General features: G+C 30.4%; 13 protein-coding genes and 1 pseudogene. 7 read left to right on the top strand and 7 right to left on the bottom strand.

The window, feature by feature from the left end; genetic code table 11:
- Nucleotides 1–65: 65 nt before the first annotated feature.
- Nucleotides 66–1,373 carry a M16 family metallopeptidase gene (locus PG912_RS00460; RefSeq protein ID WP_275688053.1) on the top strand — a complete coding sequence of 436 codons (1,308 nt, stop codon included), beginning with the start codon at nucleotides 66–68 and terminating at the stop codon, nucleotides 1,371–1,373.
- A 9-nt stretch (nucleotides 1,374–1,382) separates the two neighbouring features.
- Nucleotides 1,383–3,365 carry a M16 family metallopeptidase gene (locus PG912_RS00455; protein WP_275688052.1) on the top strand — a complete coding sequence of 661 codons (1,983 nt, stop codon included), beginning with the start codon at nucleotides 1,383–1,385 and terminating at the stop codon, nucleotides 3,363–3,365.
- 118 nt (nucleotides 3,366–3,483) lie between these two features.
- On the opposite strand, the gene PG912_RS00450 is transcribed toward PG912_RS00455, so the two are convergent.
- Nucleotides 3,484–4,356 carry a DMT family transporter gene (locus PG912_RS00450; protein ID WP_275688051.1) on the bottom strand — a complete coding sequence of 291 codons (873 nt, stop codon included), beginning with the start codon at nucleotides 4,354–4,356 and terminating at the stop codon, nucleotides 3,484–3,486.
- A 92-nt stretch (nucleotides 4,357–4,448) separates the two neighbouring features.
- Here PG912_RS00450 and PG912_RS00445 point away from each other — a divergent pair, with 92 nt between their 5' ends.
- Nucleotides 4,449–4,979, top strand: a complete 531-nt coding sequence (locus tag PG912_RS00445) for a cation transporter (protein ID WP_275688050.1) — start codon at nucleotides 4,449–4,451, stop codon at nucleotides 4,977–4,979.
- Between the two features lie 84 nt (nucleotides 4,980–5,063).
- A complete protein-coding gene (locus PG912_RS00440; RefSeq protein WP_275688049.1) occupies nucleotides 5,064–6,110 on the top strand; it encodes a COX15/CtaA family protein in 1,047 nt (348 codons plus the stop codon).
- A 107-nt stretch (nucleotides 6,111–6,217) separates the two neighbouring features.
- Here PG912_RS00440 and gldD read toward each other — a convergent pair whose 3' ends face one another.
- Genes gldD through mutY form a run of 4 tightly spaced genes read right to left on the bottom strand, consistent with a single transcriptional unit; the run spans nucleotide 6,218 to nucleotide 9,596 of the window.
- Entirely contained in the window at nucleotides 6,218–6,769 is a 552-nt protein-coding gene (gldD, locus tag PG912_RS00435) for a gliding motility lipoprotein GldD (protein WP_275688048.1), read from the bottom strand.
- Nucleotides 6,762–8,063, bottom strand: a complete 1,302-nt coding sequence (gldE, locus tag PG912_RS00430; RefSeq protein WP_275688047.1) for a gliding motility-associated protein GldE — start codon at nucleotides 8,061–8,063, stop codon at nucleotides 6,762–6,764. The genes gldD and gldE overlap by 8 nt, the downstream gene beginning before the upstream one ends.
- Nucleotides 8,064–8,082: 19 nt before the next feature.
- Nucleotides 8,083–8,514 (bottom strand): single-stranded DNA-binding protein, encoded by a 432-nt coding sequence (locus PG912_RS00425; RefSeq protein ID WP_275688046.1) that lies wholly within the window; start codon nucleotides 8,512–8,514, stop codon nucleotides 8,083–8,085.
- A gap of 38 nt (nucleotides 8,515–8,552) precedes the next feature.
- Nucleotides 8,553–9,596, bottom strand: a complete 1,044-nt coding sequence (mutY, locus tag PG912_RS00420) for an A/G-specific adenine glycosylase (RefSeq protein WP_275688045.1) — start codon at nucleotides 9,594–9,596, stop codon at nucleotides 8,553–8,555.
- Between the two features lie 129 nt (nucleotides 9,597–9,725).
- On the opposite strand from mutY, the gene PG912_RS00415 reads away from it, so the two are divergent.
- Entirely contained in the window at nucleotides 9,726–10,016 is a 291-nt protein-coding gene (locus PG912_RS00415) for an HU family DNA-binding protein (protein WP_068702156.1), read from the top strand.
- 294 nt (nucleotides 10,017–10,310) lie between these two features.
- Entirely contained in the window at nucleotides 10,311–11,852 is a 1,542-nt protein-coding gene (locus PG912_RS00410) for a ribonuclease E/G (protein WP_275688044.1), read from the top strand.
- Nucleotides 11,853–11,908: 56 nt separating this feature from the next.
- On the opposite strand, the gene PG912_RS00405 is transcribed toward PG912_RS00410, so the two are convergent.
- A complete protein-coding gene (locus PG912_RS00405; protein WP_275688043.1) occupies nucleotides 11,909–14,098 on the bottom strand; it encodes a patatin-like phospholipase family protein in 2,190 nt (729 codons plus the stop codon).
- Nucleotides 14,095–15,890 (bottom strand): annotated as a pseudogene (gene uvrC, locus PG912_RS00400) (excinuclease ABC subunit UvrC). The gene PG912_RS00405 and the pseudogene uvrC overlap by 4 nt, the downstream one beginning before the upstream one ends.
- A gap of 75 nt (nucleotides 15,891–15,965) precedes the next feature.
- Here uvrC and PG912_RS00395 point away from each other — a divergent pair.
- Entirely contained in the window at nucleotides 15,966–17,735 is a 1,770-nt protein-coding gene (locus tag PG912_RS00395) for a MutS-related protein (RefSeq protein ID WP_275688042.1), read from the top strand.
- The last annotated feature ends 2 nt before the right edge of the window (nucleotides 17,736–17,737 follow it).

The following is a 17,737-nucleotide window of genomic DNA, read 5'->3' as shown; positions in this document are numbered from 1 at the left end:
ACTGTAACGAATAACTTAATTTCACGTCCCATAGATCAAAATCAGTTAAAACTAAAATTTTATCAATGAAAAAAAGTATTATAACTCTTACTACTGCTTTGTTTATTGGCTTTGCTGCTAATGCACAAAAAGTTGAATTTGAAGAGTACAAATTAGACAATGGTATGCATGTAATATTGCATCAAGATAAATCTGCTCCTGTCATAATTACTTCTGTTATGTATGGTGTAGGTGGTAAAGACGGTGATAGAAAAAGAACCGGATTTGCTCACTTTTTTGAACATCTTTTATTTGAAGGAACAAAAAACATTAAAAAAGGAGATTGGTTTAAAATTGTATCTTCTAACGGAGGAAGAAATAACGCAAACACGTCTCAAGACAGAACTTACTATTATGAAATATTTCCTTCTAATAAATTAGAATTAGGTTTATGGATGGAATCTGAGCGTTTATTACACCCTATTATTAAAAAAGAAGGGGTAGATACTCAAAATGAAGTTGTAAAAGAAGAGAAAAGACAACGTACAAGACCTTACTCTAATCTTTTACCTGAAATTTCTAAAAATATATTTAAAGTACACCCATATAAAGATCCGAATGTTGGGTATATGGAACACTTAGATGCTGCAACTTTAGAAGAATTTTTAGCTTTTAACAAGAAATATTATGTCCCAAACAACGCAACTTTAGTTGTTGCTGGTGATATTGATATTGCTTCAGCTAAAAAAATGATAAAAGATTATTTTGGACCAATACCAAGAGGAGCAGATGTAGTTAGAACTTTTCCGAAAGAAGAACCAATTACTAAGGAATTTAGAGCAAAGGCTTATGATGAAAACATTCAAATACCTGCTATTATCGGTGCTTATAGAACTCCATCTTTTAAAACTAGAGACTCTAAAATTTTAGATATGATTTCTACTTATTTAAGTGGAGGGAAAAGTTCTATTTTGTATAAAAAAATGGTTGATAAAAAGAAAATGGCATTAGCTGTTCAGGCAGTAAATATATCTCAACAAGATTATGGAGTGTATGCGCTTTTCTCTCTTCCTTTAGGTAAAGTTACTTTAGATGCATTGATGAAAGAAATTGATGAAGAAATTGTAAAAATACAAAAGGATTTAATTTCTGAAAAAGCATTTCAAAAAATTCAAAATCAATTTGAAAACAGGTATGTAAACTCTAATTCTAGCGTTGTAGGTATCGCAAACTCTTTAGCGAGATACCATGTAATGTATGGAGACACCAATTTAATTAACTCAGAAATAGATATCTATAGATCTGTTACTCGTGAAGAAATTAGAGAGGTTGCTAGAAAATATCTAAATAAAAATCAGAGATTAATCTTAGAGTACTTACCTAAGAAAAAATAATATAAAAAGATGAATACAAAAATTTTATCAATAATAGCAGTTATAACAATGTCTTTTGCTGTTAATGCGCAAATAGACAGAAGTAAAATGCCTACCCCAGATCCAGATCCTGTGGTAAAATTAGGAAGTGCAGAAAAATTCTCTTTAGATAACGGAATGACCGTTATTATGGTAGAAAACCATAAACTACCAAGAGTTGCTGCAACATTAAGGATAGATAACAAACCTTATTCTGAAGGAAATATTGCCGGTGTTTCAAGTATAATGGGAAGCTTATTAGGTAGGGGAACCGCTAATATTACAAAAGATGAATTTAATGAAAAAGTAGATTTTTTAGGTGCAAGTGTTGGTTTTTTTAGCACTGGTGCTTCTGCAAGATCATTAAAAAAATACTTTCCTGAAGTATTAGGTTTAATGGCTGATGGTGTAAAAAACTCACAATTTTCTCAAGAAGAATTTGATACCGAAAAGAAAGTTACTTTAGAGAATTTAAAGTCAGCAGAAAAAAATATTCCTGCTATCGCTAATAGAGTTGAAAGCGTATTGTTATACGGTAAAAATCATCCTAACGGAGAATTTACTAGTAAAAAAACAGTTAACAATATTACTTTAGATGCGGTTAAAAACAACTTTAACACATACTATAAGCCTAACAATGCTTATTTAATTATTGTTGGAGATATTAATCCTTCAGAAATTAAAAAATTAGTAAAAAGCTTATTTTCTGATTGGAAAAAAGGAACGATTCCTGCTGCTAATTTCCCTAAACCAGAAAATGTTGCTACTACAGAGATTAACTTTGTAAATATGCCAAACGCAAACCAATCTGAAGTTGCTGTTGTAAATACAATAGATTTAACTTTAGGAGATAAAGATTATTACGCTGCGTTATTAGCTAATAAAATTCTTGGTGGTGGTGGTTCTGCACGTTTGTTCCAAAACCTACGTGAAGACAAAGCATATACTTATGGTTCATATTCTAGAGTAAGTCAAAGCAGAACTACGGGAGTTTTTAGAGCATATGCAGGCGTAAGAAATGTAGTTACAGATAGTGCTGTTGTAGAAATACAGAAGGAAATAAACAAAATCCGTTATCAAAAAGTATCTGAAAAAGAATTACAAGATGCCAAAGAAGAATACATTGGTGGTTTTGTAATGGATGTTCAAAAGCCAGCAACTGCTGCTAACTATGCACTAAATATTGCTTTATATAATTTGCCTCAAGATTTTTACGCAAACTATATTAAAAACATCAACTCAGTAACAATTAATGATGTTCAAAATGCTGCTATCAAATATTTTAGAGGGGATAGAGCCAGAATTATGGTTACAGGTAAAGGAATTGATGTTTTAAAGAATTTAGAAAAAAATTCTGATTATAAAATCAACTATTTCGACACCGAAGGAAATCCTACTACTAAGCCAGCAATGACGTTACCTATTCCTGCTGGAATTACAACTTCTTCAGTAGTTGACAAATATTTTACTGCAATTGGAGGTAAAGAAAAAGTAGCAGCAGTAAAATCTGTAATGATCGTTTCTACTGGAAAAGTTCAAGGAATTGATTTAACAATGACTCAAAAGCATGCAGCACCAAATAAAACGGCTGTTGTTGTGACAGGAATGGGACAAACGTTAAGTAAGCAAATTTTTGACGGAACTTCAGGTTATGCTGAGCAACAAGGTCAAAGAAGAGATTTAGATGGAAATGATTTAGCAGCAGCTAAATCAGCAAATGCACCTTTTGCAGATGCAGCTTATAAAGCAGGGAAATTAGACAGAATAGAACCAATTGATGGTGAAAACTTCTATGTTATTAAACATAACAAAATGGAGATTTTTTATAATGTCAAAACGGGTTTAAAAGCTAAAGAAGTTAGAACTGTAAAAGGACCACAAGGTGAAATGAAACTACCAACCACTTTTTCTGATTATAAAGAAGTTAATGGAATTAAATTCCCACATAAAATGGGACAAAAAATGGACCAATGAATTTATCTTTTGAAACTAAAGAAGTAAAAATTAATGAAGGTGTTTCTGATGCTGATTTTCAGTAAATAGAAAACCTTAAAATAATTAAGAGAGCCAAAGCGAAAGTTTTGGCTCTCTTTTATTTTGATCTATTTGTAATCCAAACTCCCAATAAAATAATTCCTCCAGCAAATAACTGTATCAAACTTAATTTCTCTCCATCAATAATTCCCCACATTACGGCTACAATCGGAATTAAATACGTTACAGACGAAGCAAAAATTGGCGATGAAATATGAACCATATCATAAAAAATAATCTTAGCAATTCCTGTTCCTACAATTGATAAAACAGTAATATATCCTAACGAACTCATTACATGAGTATTTGTTTGAAAAGTGCTAAAAAAATCGGTAAAAAGTAACACTATGAATGCAGGGATAATTAATACTAAAAAATTCCCTGCTGTAATTGCTAATGCATCTACATCAGATAAATATTTTTTTATAATATTTACATTAAACGCATAACCTACAGATGCAATTATTACCAAAATAGCATACCAATAGTTTTGATTTGGATTTAACTCAGATCCTTTTAAAATAAGAATAAGCGTACCTATCAAACCAACTAAAATTCCAATAAATTGTTTCTTTTTAAAAGAAAAACCAAATACTAAAGCTCCAAAAATAAATGTATTAAAAGGTGTTAACGAATTTAAAATTGCAGAAATTGAGCTATCTATTCCTTTTACTGCGTACACAAATAAAAATACAGGAAAAAACGTTCCTAAAAAAGCGGTACATACAATATATTTAATATGTTCTTTTTTTATTTTAGAAATACTTTTAAATCCAATCAATAATAAAAAAACTGCGGTTATTAATATTCTAAGCGCACCTACCTGAATTGGCGTTAAACCAATCAAAGCCTTTTTCATTAAGATAAAAGAACTCCCCCAAACTATCGAAAGCACCGTTAAATACAACCATTTTCGTTGTTGATTACTCATTTTCAATCCATTTAAACACAAAAATCGTTTATTTCACTTTATAAACATTATTTTATTAATAACTTTGCTAAATAACCCAATAAATTAAAATGATGAAAATTCAAAAAATAATATTCGCTTTAACTCTTGTTAGTTTTTTAGCCGTTGGATGTAAAACCGAAGCAAAGAAAAATGATGCAACTAAAGAAGAAAAAACTGAGGTTGCAGCAAATACAAAAGAACTTTCTTTAAGTATTTCTGGAATGACCTGCGAAATAGGATGTGCTAAAAAAATAGCTTCTGATTTATCTAAAAAAGAAGGAGTATTAGAAGCTAACGTGGTTTTTAACGACAGTATTGCCAATGTAAAATATGATGCAAACATTACAAACAAAGCCGATTTAATTGCTTTTGTTGAAGGAATTGGTAGTGGAGACATGTATAAAGCTTCTGAAACAAGTAAAAAAACTTGTGAAGAGGGATGCAAAAAAGCATGTTGCGTTAAAAAAGAATGTACTGCAAAAACAGCTGCTGAAAAAGAAGCATGTGCAAAAAAAGGAGCGTGTAAAAAAAGCGAGGCTGAGAAAAAAGCATGTGCTACAGATTGCAAGAAAGAATGTTGTGCTGAAACAAAAAAAGCATAATTTTAGCTTAAAAATAAAAATCAAGCTTCTCTTTTGAGAGGCTTTTTTTATGCGTTTATCTTATCTTTGTAAAAACTTTTTTTGATGAAAAAACACTTTCCACTCCTAGTAAAAATTTCGTTGATTGCTGTATATCTTATTTTTTTAGCAGGATCGGTAGTTCGCATGACAGGATCTGGAATGGGCTGCCCAGACTGGCCAAAATGTTTCGGATATTACATTCCGCCCACTTCTGAAGAGCAAATTACTTGGCAACCCAATACCGAGTATAACAAAGGAATGATAATCGTTAAAAACAATGTTTTATTCGTTGCCGAAAATGATTTAAAAACAGCACAAGAATTCATTAGTACCAACTGGGTGAAATACACTAAGCATAGCTACGCAAAATTTAATAAATTTCATACTTGGACAGAATACATTAACCGATTAACTTCTGCTTTGGCAGGTATTCCGTTTTTGTTTTTAATTTTTGTTTCCACTAAATTCTGGAGAGAAAAGAAGCTTATTACCTTTTTATCATTCGGTGCTTTCTTTTTAATGCTTTTTGAAGCTTGGTTAGGAAAAACCGTTGTTGATACTAATTTAAAACCCACCATTATTACCATTCATATGGTTGGTGGTTTGGTAATTGTTGCCTTGTTATTATGGCTCTATTTTATTGCATCAAAAGATAAAAACCTCTCAACTGCACTCGAGGAAACAAATAAAAAGAAATACAATTCGCTTTTTAATAAATTATTAATCGTTTCGGTAGTATTTTCTTTAATTCAAATTGCGCTCGGAACTCAAGTTCGTCAATTTATTGATGAGCAAGTAAAATTATTTGGTTTTGATAATAAACATTATAGCTTGCTAAACCCTAGTTTTAAGTTTTACTTTCATCGTTCGTTTACCATTGCAATTGTGTTGGTAAACTTGGGGATATTTTACTTAAATCAAATTAAAGATTTAGGTTACAAATTGGTGAATTGGATTGTTTTTTTACTGTTTTTAGAAACTATGACTGGTATTTTAATGTATTATGCTGATTTTCCTATCGGAACACAAGCAACACATTTACTTTCGGGTGCTGTATTATTTGGATTACAGTTTTACTTATTGCTACAAAATAGCAATGTAAAAAAGTAGTTTTACAGCAGCTAAACTTCATAAATAAGCTTAGCCCCGATTGTAGCATTTGTTTGAGCTCCTCGCAGAGAGCGAGTGCGGAAAGCGGGAAATAGCTTCAGAAAAAACTACTGCTTCCACTCTAAAGTTTCTAACATATGAATCATATCTTTTTTGATATATTCAACTGCTGGTAAAATAGAATCGTAATTAGGTTTGGTGTAAAAAAACAGTGAGCCTTTTAAAAAATGATTGGTGCTATCGGTAACATGAAACTGTATTTGTGAAGCCGCATTACCGGAAATTTCACACATTTTACCGTATATTTTTTTATCTGTATCGGCATAGTCTCTCCAAGAAATATGATCGGCTTTTACGGTGTGTTCTAATACCAATTTTTCGGCTTCTAACAAGAGCTCTCGCAAGTTGTTATTCACTGGTCGGTATGTAATATGAACCGATGCTTTTAGCTTAGGATACTGGATTTTTAACCAATTATTTGGCAGATTTTCAATTGCGGCGTTTTTTGCCACATCAAAACGATATGGTCTCGTTTTATTTAAGGTATTATACCCCAATTCTGGATATTCTAAGCTTAAATATCCTTTTGGTTTTGGCATAACATCTTCGCCACAACTTATTAATAACATTACTGATATCAACAATAAAAATTTACGCATTTCGTGTTACTTTTATCTGTTTTATACGCTTTTTATCAAGCGCTTCAATAGTAAACGTATATTTACTAAAATTTATTTTCTCTCCTTTTTTAGGGAACTTACCTGATACTTCTAAAATAAAACCTGCTAAGGTTTCACTTTCTCCTTTTGCATCTTCAAATTTTTCTTCATCGTCATCTTCTAAAACACGACAAAAATCTTTGATGGTAGTTTTTCCTTCAAAAATATAATTATTTTCATCGATTTTAGAATACGTTAAATCATCATCATCAAACTCGTCATTTATATCTCCTACAATCTCTTCAATAACATCTTCTAGCGTTACAATTCCACTTGTACCGCCGTATTCATCAACAACAATTGCTAAGTGTTTTTTCATTTCTTGAAATTCACTTAACAAATCGTCTAATTTTTTGTTTTCAGGTACAAAAAAGGCTTCTCGTAGTAATTTTTGCCACTCAAAACGTTTTTCATTCAAATACATCAGTAGGTCTTTTGCATATAAAACACCTCTAATATTGTCTATATTTTCTTGATAAACAGGAATTCTTGAGTATCCGTTTTTTAAGATTATTTTTAAAACCTCCTCATATGTTGTGTCATCTGCAATAGCACAAACATCGGTTCTTGGCTTCATAATTTGTACCGTTTCGGTATTACCAAAGCTTACGATTCCTTCTAAAATTTTTTGCTCTTCTTTTGTTGTTGCTCCACTAGAAGTTAATTCTAATGCTTGTGATAAACGCTCTACAGAAAAATTATTATTCTTGTTTCCTAATTTGTTCTCTACAATACTTGTTAATTTTATAAGAGGCGTACTTAACGGTGTTAAAAAAACATTTAAAAACTGAATTGGTTTTGCCATAAAACTTGCAAACTGCATCGATTTTCTGGTTGCGTATACTTTTGGTAATACTTCGCCAAATAACAAAATAAGAAAAGTTACCAAAACAACTTCTATCAAAAATTTTACTCCGTCGGAAAATTCACTAAAAAAAAATTCTCCTAAAGATGCAAATATTAGTACGATGAGAATATTAATGAAATTATTTGTTATTAAAATAGTTCCTAATAATTTCTTCGGATTTTCAAGTAATTTAACAACCGTACTTTTTCCTTTTGATGAAGATGAAAGCTCCTCTAATTCGGTTTGTGAAATAGAAAAAAAAGCGACTTCTGTTCCTGAAACCAAAGCAGAACAGATTAACAAAAAGAGTACTAATAAACAATTTAATGTTGTTAGCAAATCGATATTAATTATTGCCAAAAACAAGGAGTTGGGTTCTATATCCAATTTTTAAAATTTAAGTAAACTAAAATGGTAAATCATCATTTTTTTGAGGCATTACATTTGGTGCAACACTATTTCCTGGAGTTGCATTTGGAGTAGAAACCCCGTTACTAAGTTCTTTTTTAGTTGATAAAAAAGTCATTTCCTGTACTTGAATTTCTGTTGCATAGCGTTTTTGCCCATCTGCTTCATATTGACGCGTTTTAATACGTCCTTCACAATACACTTTATCTCCTTTTGTTAAATATTTCTCACAAATTTCAGCCAACTTATTACGCACAACAATATTATGCCACTCCACATTGGTTACTTTTTCTCCCGTTTGGCGGTTAGTATATGTTTCGTTTGTTGCTAACGGAAAACGACCAATAGCATTCCCACCTTCAAAATAATGCATTTTTAACGCATCACCTAAATGACCTATTAAAATAACTTTATTAACTGTTCCTGCCATAATTTACCCATTTGTGTAAAACCAAATATACAAATTTACTAGTTGTTATTTAAAAATTCATTTAAAAAATTATCAATCAAAACTGGTACTGGAAACTGCTTAATATCTTTCCATAAAATAGTTTTTTTATTGATAGTTGATGTTTTTACAATCCAAAATTTTGTAAATAAGTGTTGATGTGATAATTTATGTACAATATCTTTTTTATTAAATAAAGACAATGTTGTTTCTTTAGGAAAAAGGGTTGCAAACTGTTCGTTATTAACTAATGTTGTTTCAGAAATTGGTTCTTCTGTTTCCAGTAATGGAAACTGATACAATCCTTGCCAGATTCCTTTACCTACTCTTTCTTCCAAGACTGTTTTTCCATCATCGGAAACAACTACTAAGAAATTAAAATAACGTTTTTTAACTTTTATTTTTTTCTCTTTTACAGGAAGTTCTTTAATTTGTTTTTTAGCTAAAGCTACACAACTATCTGAAAAAGGACACGAATTACATAACGGATTTTGTGGCTTGCATTGCATTGCACCAAAATCCATAATTGCTTGATTATAGATTCCTGGTTGCAAAACATCAATTAGTGTTTGTGCTAATTCTTTAAATTCTTTGATTCCTTTAGTAGAATTAATTGGCGTATTAATTCCGAAGTAACGTGCTAGAACTCGATATACATTTCCATCAACAACCGCAACAGGCTCATTGTAACAAACAGAAGCTATTGCAGAAGCTGTATAATCTCCAATTCCTTTTAACTTTAATAACTCTTTATAATTATCAGGAAAAACACCATTTAACTCATTAGCTATATATTTTGCTGTAAAATGCAAGTTACGTGCTCGTGAATAATAACCCAATCCTTGCCATAATTTAAGTACTTTACTTTCATCGGCTTTTGCTAAGTCGAATACCGTTTTAAACTCGCTTGTAAATGTTAGAAAATAAGGCAATCCTTGAGCTACTCGTGTTTGCTGTAACATGATTTCACTTAACCAAACTAGGTAAGGATTCTTCGTTTTACGCCAAGGCAAATCTCTTTTATTTTTTAAATACCAGTGAATAAGTTGATTAGCTGATTTCATTTATGTAAATTGAGCCAGCGAAAATACTGTATTTTATTTAGATATTTTTATTCTTATTATTTTCCGAATAGATTAATTATCATATATTTGCACCCTCATTTTTAAAAATAAATTCAAAATATATATAGAATGACAAAAGCAGATATCGTATCTAAAATTTCAGATAAGAGCGGGATTGAAAAAGCGGATGTTTTAGCAACTGTTGAAGCGTTTATGGACGAGGTAAAGGATGCATTAGAGAGCGGAGATAATGTATATTTAAGAGGTTTTGGTAGTTTTATCATCAAAACTAGAGCAGAAAAAACTGGTAGAAATATTTCAAAAAATACGACTATTAAGATTCCTGCACACAACATTCCAGCTTTTAAACCATCAAAAGTGTTTACAGAGGGTGTTAAAACTAAAGTATCTGTAAAATAATAAAATTATTAACCAAAGGTCTTTACCGATAAAGACTTTATAAAACATTTTAATTATGCCAAGCGGTAAAAAAAGAAAGAGAGCTAAGATCTCTACACACAAAAGAAAGAAAAGAGCAAGAGCAAATCGTCACAAGAAAAAGTAAGCTAACGCTTACTTTTTCGTTGCTTTTAATAGCTTATTAAGTTCATTGACACTAAGGTTTAGACACCTTAAAATGGTATAAAAATTATACCTGTTTACAAATTAATCCGTCTTCGTAAAATTTTACGTTGGCACAAAACTATATTCAGAATGAAAACAGAATTAATAATTCGTTCAAATTCTTCTGATATTGATTTCGCCTTACTAAGAGATGGTAGACTTACTGAATTAAACAAAGAAACAAGCGATAATAAATTTTCAGTCGGAGATGTTTTTCTAGCAAAAATAGGAAAAGTGATGACTGGTTTAAACGCCGCTTTTGTAAATGTTGGTTATCCTAAAGATGGTTTTTTACACTATCATGATTTAGGATCGCAAGTACAATCTTTAAATAAATTCATTAAGAAGGTAAGCACAGGTAATTATAAAGAATTCACTTTAAAAAACTTTCGTTCTGAGAATGATATCAATAAGGACGGGAAAATTAATGATGTACTAAAATCAGGTCAAAATTTATTAGTACAAATTGTAAAAGAACCAATATCTACCAAAGGTCCGCGTATTAGCTCGGAACTATCAATAGCTGGTAGGTTTTTAGTTTTAGTTCCTTTTTCTAACCGAGTATCTGTATCTCAAAAAATAGCAGATCCTAAAGAAAAAGAACGTTTAAAAAAATTAGCAAAAAGCATCAAACCAAAAGGGTTTGGGCTTATTTTACGTACTGTTGCCCAGAATAAAAAGGTAGCAGAACTAGATAAAGATTTACAAAATTCACTTGAACGTTGGGAGAAAATGTGTAATAGCATTGCTAACAAAAACACACCAACAAAAATATTAAGTGAGTTAAACAGAGCATCTTCTATTTTAAGAGATGTAATGAACGATTCTTTTACAAGTATTGTAACCAACGATGAAGATTTAATGATCGAAATTAAAGAGTATTTACAAGAAATATCTCCTGAGAAGGAAAATATTGTAAAACTTCATAAATCTGACACACCAATTTTTGAGAAATTTGGTATTGAACGTCAGATAAAAACATCATTTGGTAAAACAGTTTCTATGAGCAAAGGTGCGTATTTAGTTATTGAACACACCGAAGCCTTACATGTTATTGATGTAAATAGTGGTAATCGCTCAAATAAAGCTTTAAGCCAAGAAGAAACTGCTTTAGAAGTTAACTTAATTTCTGCCACCGAAATAGCACGTCAGTTACAATTGCGTGATATGGGTGGGATTATAGTTGTTGACTTTATTGATATGAAGAGTACTGAAAACAGACAGAAATTATATCAGCATTTAAAAGATGCAATGTCTTTAGATCGTACAAAACACAAAATTTTACCTCCGAGTAAGTTTGGTTTAGTACAAATTACAAGACAACGTGTACGACCTGAATTAGAAATAAAAACACGTGAACCAAACCCTAATAAAAACGGAGAAGTTGAAGCTCCTATTGTTTTATTAGATAAAATTGAAGCTGAATTAGAGCGCATATTAAATAACGGTAAAGACTACAAGGAAATTACATTAAATGTACATCCTTTTATAGCTGCTTATTTAACAAAAGGCGTTAATTCTATTCGTTTTAAATGGTTTGTACAACACAAAAAGTGGATTAAAATATTACCTAGAGATGCATACCAATACTTACAATATAAATTCTTTTTAAAGAAGAAAAAAAGTAAGTAAGGCAATCTTATTATGAAATAAAAACCCGTTTCTTTCGAAACGGGTTTTTTTATGCGCTAAAACCAAAATCCTAAATTAAATAACCAATAGTTTTCGTTATGGTCTGGTGACCAAGAATACTTTAATTCTACTGGCTCTATGAAGGTTTCTACATTATAGCCTAAGGCATATCCTGACTTAGTATTATCAAATAATTTTTCTACTTGAAAGACATTCTCTTCTACACGTGCATAATTAGCAACAAACGTTGCGTAATGTTTTTCTAAAAATTGATATCTTAAATTAAATTCAGATTTTAAAAAAGATTGGTTATTTAACGAACCTGTTTCATAACCATAAAAAGAGGAGAAATTATTAATATAATTTTTATTGTAACCACCTAAACGGTAGTCAAATATTTGTGATGATTTTTTTCCTAAAGTATATCCGGCTCCTGATATGTACTGAAAAGTTAATTTATTATAAAAAGTTGTTGCAAAACCCAACGTTCCTGAAATTTGAGAAAATTGATGAAAAGGTTCACTTCCCTGAACCAATTTGGGCAATTTAACCTTCCTATCTGACCACATAAACCATTTAAATCCTAAACCCGCATAAAACCCTCCAGTTGGAAACATTTTTTTATTATAAGTATCTAACTTCAAGAAAGAATAAGTGTTAACATAATTACTTTTATCAAAAAAAACCTCTTCTCCGTTTGCCAAAATATTTTCGGAACTTAATCGAATGTATTTATTTTCAAGACCAATACCAAAGGCAAACTTCTTATCAACTGTAGTTTGAAAATATACTGCATTGGTAAAATCTACATACTTACCATTTACAAGGTTATTTTGATGTAAAAAACTACTATTAAAAGAATTGTATCTTGATTTAAACCCATAACTAGGAATCAATCCATTATCAATAAAATAATTAAAATCATAGCGAATATTGTCTCCTATACCAACATCTAAAGAGAGTTCGTCATTTTGTGTAATTAATTTTTTATGGTTGTAGTTTAATAAAACTGCTGATTTATATAATAAATCATAATGCAAACCAATTTTAAAATAAGACTGTATTTTTTCTTCTTTAACAAGTAACTCTAATTTTTTTCCTTGAAAAGATTTATAAAAACGGTAATTAATTCGGTTAAAATTTCTAGAAGCAGTTAGTGCATTAATTTTTTTTGAAATGTCTTTATACGAAGTACTATCTCCTTCCTTTAGCTGTAGTTTTCCTAAAATATAATTATTCGTATAGTTTTTATTTCCTTTAATAATAATTCGATCAACTAAGAATTTATCTTCTTCGATTTTATTTATTACCGGTACTCTTTTTCGTGTTTGTAACTTTGCTATACTATCAAAAATAGCGGTATATTTTTTAGCTTTTTTTATCCCTTCTCGTAATATTTCATCCTTTTTATCAAAAGAAATTACACTATATTCTAAAATTTCTGGACGCAAATAAACATTTAAAAGACGCACCTGCTCATCAGAGTTTTGGTACATCTGAAAATTTACTATTTGCATTAATACCGCAGCAACAGAAGAGAGTTCGTGTTTTTTTAGTAATTCTCCCTGAACATTTACTCCAATAATAAAATCTACACCTTTTTTCTTCATGATGTCTACGGGAAAGTTGTTCACTACACCACCATCAACTAATAACTTTCCATCAATTTCAACAGGATTTAACAACGAAGGAAAGGCTGCACTTGCTCTTAAAGCTAAAGGCAATGATCCTTTATTTAAAATTACTTCCTCCCCAGTTTCGATATTGGTACCAATGCAATAAAACGGAATTGGAAGTTTTGAAAAATCGGTAATATTATCAACCGGAGCTAATAATTCTGTTAAATAATTCAATACATTTTGTCCTTTAGACAATCCTAAAGGAAGCCCTACTTTACCTTCTTTTATCGGTAAAGAAAGTGCATATTTCTCTCCATATTGTTTTGTAAAAAAAGGCTTATCTATTCTATCAATTTTATCTTGAATCAAATCCATAAAATCAACATCTAAAACTACCTGTTCTATTTGATCCGCTGTATAACCAGCGGCATATAAACCACCAACAATAGCACCCATACTCGTACCGCCAATATAATCTATTTGTACTCCTGTTTTTTCCAACTCTTTTAAAACCCCAATATGAGCAAAACCTTTAGCACCTCCTCCACTTAAAACTAACCCTACTTTTGGTTGATTTTGCGCCAGCATAATTGCAGGTAAAAACAATATGATTAATAACTTTTTCATTCTTTTTCTTTTTGATAAAACTGATATATTTTTTGAGCTCTTGAAAAACCAACAATTTCTTTTAATTCTTCTAATGTAGCTTCTTTTACTCTTTTTGCTGATTTAAATTTACGCAATAAATTAGTAATGGTTTGTTTACCAATATCAGGAATTTGTTCTAATTCGGATTGAATAGCGCTTTTACTTCGTTTGTTTCTGTGTAATGTAATTCCGAATCGATGAGCTTCGTTTCTTAAAAACTGAATTATTTTTAAGCTTTCTGATTTCTTATCTAAATATAAAGGCACAGAATCTCCTGGATAATAAATTTCTTCTAATCTTTTTGCAATTCCAATTATAGCTATTTTTCCTCGCAAACCTAAAGCGTCTAAACTTTTTAAGGCTGATGATAACTGACCTTTTCCTCCATCAATAACAATTAATTGTGGTAATGGTTGTTTTTCTTCTAACAAGCGTCTGTAACGACGAAAAACCACTTCTTCCATCGATGCAAAATCATCAGGTCCTTCCACTGTTTTAATATTATAATGACGGTATTCTTTTTTACTCGGTTTTCCGTCTTTAAAAACTACACAAGCAGCAACAGGATGCGTTCCTTGAATATTCGAATTATCAAAACACTCTATATGGCGTGGTTCTTCATGCAGACGTAAATCTTTTTGCATTTGCCCCATTATTCGTTTTACATGACGATCTGGATCTACAATTTTTATTTGCTTAAACTGCTCCATGCGATAATACTTCGCATTTCTTTCTGATAAATCTACAATTCGTTTTTTGTCTCCTAATTTAGGTACGGTCACTTTTATTTGCTCTCCTAAATTCACCTTAAAAGGCACATAAACTTCTCTTGATAAGGAATTAAATCGACTGCGAGTTTCTATAATAAACAACTCTAACAATTGCTTGTCAGTTTCTTCTAGTTTCTTTTTAATCTCTGTAGTGTATGATTGCACAATTGCGCCATTCATCACTTTAAAAAAGTTTGCATAACCGTAAGTTTCATCAGAAATAATAGAAAAAACATCTACGTTATTAATAGACGGATTTACAATAGTAGATTTTGCTTGATAATTTTTTAAAGAATCTAATTTGTCTTTAATTTTCTGAGCTTCTTCAAACTTCATATCCGAAGCAAAATCGAGCATTATTTGTTGTAATCGCTCTAAAATTTCTTTAAAATTTCCTTTAAGAATATTTCTAATTGCCCTAATTTCTTCGAAATAATTATCTTCATGTTGATGCCCTTCACAAGGCCTTTACAATTACCCAAATGATATTCTAAACAAACTTTATACTTGTAAGAAGCTATTTTTTCTTGACTTAAATCGTACGTACAAGTTCGCAGCGGATACAGCTCTTTAATTAAACTTAAGAGTGATTGTACCATTTTCATGTTGGTGTAAGGTCCAAAATATTCAGAACCATCTTTAACAACTCTTCGGGTAGAAAAAACTCTTGGAAAACGTTCTTTTTTTATACAAAGCCACGGATATGATTTATCATCTTTTAATAAAACATTGTAACGTGGTTTATACTTTTTGATTAAGTTGTTTTCGAGCAATAATGCATCCGTTTCAGTATCAACAACAACATGCTCTATCCGAACAATTTTTTTAACTAAAATTCGCGTTTTACCATTCTCATGAGTCTTCGTAAAATAAGAAGAAACACGTTTTTTTAAGTTTTTAGCCTTTCCTACATAAATAATCACCTCATCTTTATCAAAATATTGATAAACTCCTGGTGAAGAAGGTAGTGTTTTTAGCTGAAGTTCTAATGAAGTTGGCATACAACGAAAATACAATTTTATAAAGATATGTAAGTTGCTATATGTACATTTACACTAATATTTATTTACTACACAATGCAACAACCAATTCCTTTTTATAAAGAAGAAATCAATAGTTTAAACGCCGTTTTAATTGCGTTAAAAAAACGGTTACTTACAACTCGTATTTTACGTCTTTTGGCATTCTTAACCATTTTTTTTTCAGCATATATAGCTTTTACAAAAAACAACTTATTTTTTATTGTAAGTGTTATCGCTTTAATCGCTTTTGTTTATTTAGTAACAAAACACTTAGGTTTAAAACAAACAAAAAGCCTTCTAGAAGCAAAACTGACTATTAATAAAACAGAAATAGCTGTTTTAAATGGTAGATTCTCTGATTTAGAGAGTGGAAAAAAATTTACAAATCCCGAACATTATTTTAGCAATGATATCGATTTATTTGGTGTTGGTTCTTTCTTTCAATATATAAACAGAACGGCAACCAATGAAGGAAAAAAGTTATTAGCTACTATTTTAACGAGTAACGATATTAACAATATTGAAGAAAAACAAAAAGTAATACAAGAACTTGCGTTAAAAGTAAAATGGCGTCAACATTTTACAGCTGTTGCTAGTTTAATAAATACAAAAACGGCAATACCTGTTATTGTAAAATGGGTGCATTCTTATGAGCAGAAACTGCCTTCTTTCCTAACACTTTTTTCATATGTTTTTTCTGCTATTTCAATTATTTTAATTGGTTTATTAAGTTTTGCTGCTGTTCCGTTTTCTATACTTTTAATCTGGTTTATAATTGGTTTAACAACTACTGCTTTCTTTTTTAAAAACATTCAAGAATTAGCTACTGAAACTACCAAAGCAAAAGAAACATTTAATCAATACCATCAGTTATTAGCACAGATAGAAAATGAGGAATTTACCAATTCAACTTTAAAAAACAAACAAGCACAAATTCAACAAGAAAATAAAAAGGCATCTACAATATTTAAAGAGTTTTCTAAAAAACTAGATGCTTTCGATCAACGTAATAATATTATTATTGCTGTTGTTGGTAACGGACTTTTTCTTTGGGATATTCGCAACACTATTAAAATAGAAAAATGGATTGCCACCTACAAAAGCACTGTTGAAGAATGGTTTAATGTTGTTTCTTTTTTTGATGCGCAAAACTCGTTGGCAAACTTTGTTTTTAATAAACCCGAGTATATATTTCCTACTATAAATAACGAAAAATCAGTTTTAAACGCAGTGAATTTAGGGCATCCTTTATTAAATGCCACTAAAAGAATAGACAATGATTTTGTAATAGAAAACGAAGAGTTTTTTATTGTTACTGGCGCAAATATGGCTGGGAAAAGCACTTTTTTAAGAGCTGTTTCGTTAGCAATTGTAATGTCTAATACTGGTTTACCAATATGTGCTGAAAATGTAAAATACAATCCGGTTAAATTAATTACAAGTATGCGGACTTCAGATTCTTTAAACGATGATGAATCTTACTTTTATGCCGAACTAAAACGTTTAAAATTTATTGTAAACGAAATTAAAACAGAAAATTATTTTATCATTTTAGATGAAATATTAAAAGGAACAAATAGCATGGATAAAGCCATCGGTTCTAAAAAATTCATTGAAAAACTAAACAAATCTCATTCTATCGGAATAATAGCCACACACGATGTTAGTTTATGTGAATTATCAAAAGAATATAACACCATTAAAAACTATTATTTTGATGCTGAGATTATAAATAACGAGTTGCATTTTGATTATAAAATGAAAAACGGCGTGTGTAAAAACATGAACGCTTCCTTTTTATTAAAGAAAATGGAAATTGTTTAGCT

The organism is Tenacibaculum retecalamus (assembly GCF_027941755.1).
Classification (GTDB): domain Bacteria; phylum Bacteroidota; class Bacteroidia; order Flavobacteriales; family Flavobacteriaceae; genus Polaribacter; species Polaribacter haliotis_B.
The sequence above is the reverse complement of the archived record's forward strand: the minus strand, read 5'-3'. Positions and strand labels throughout refer to the sequence as shown.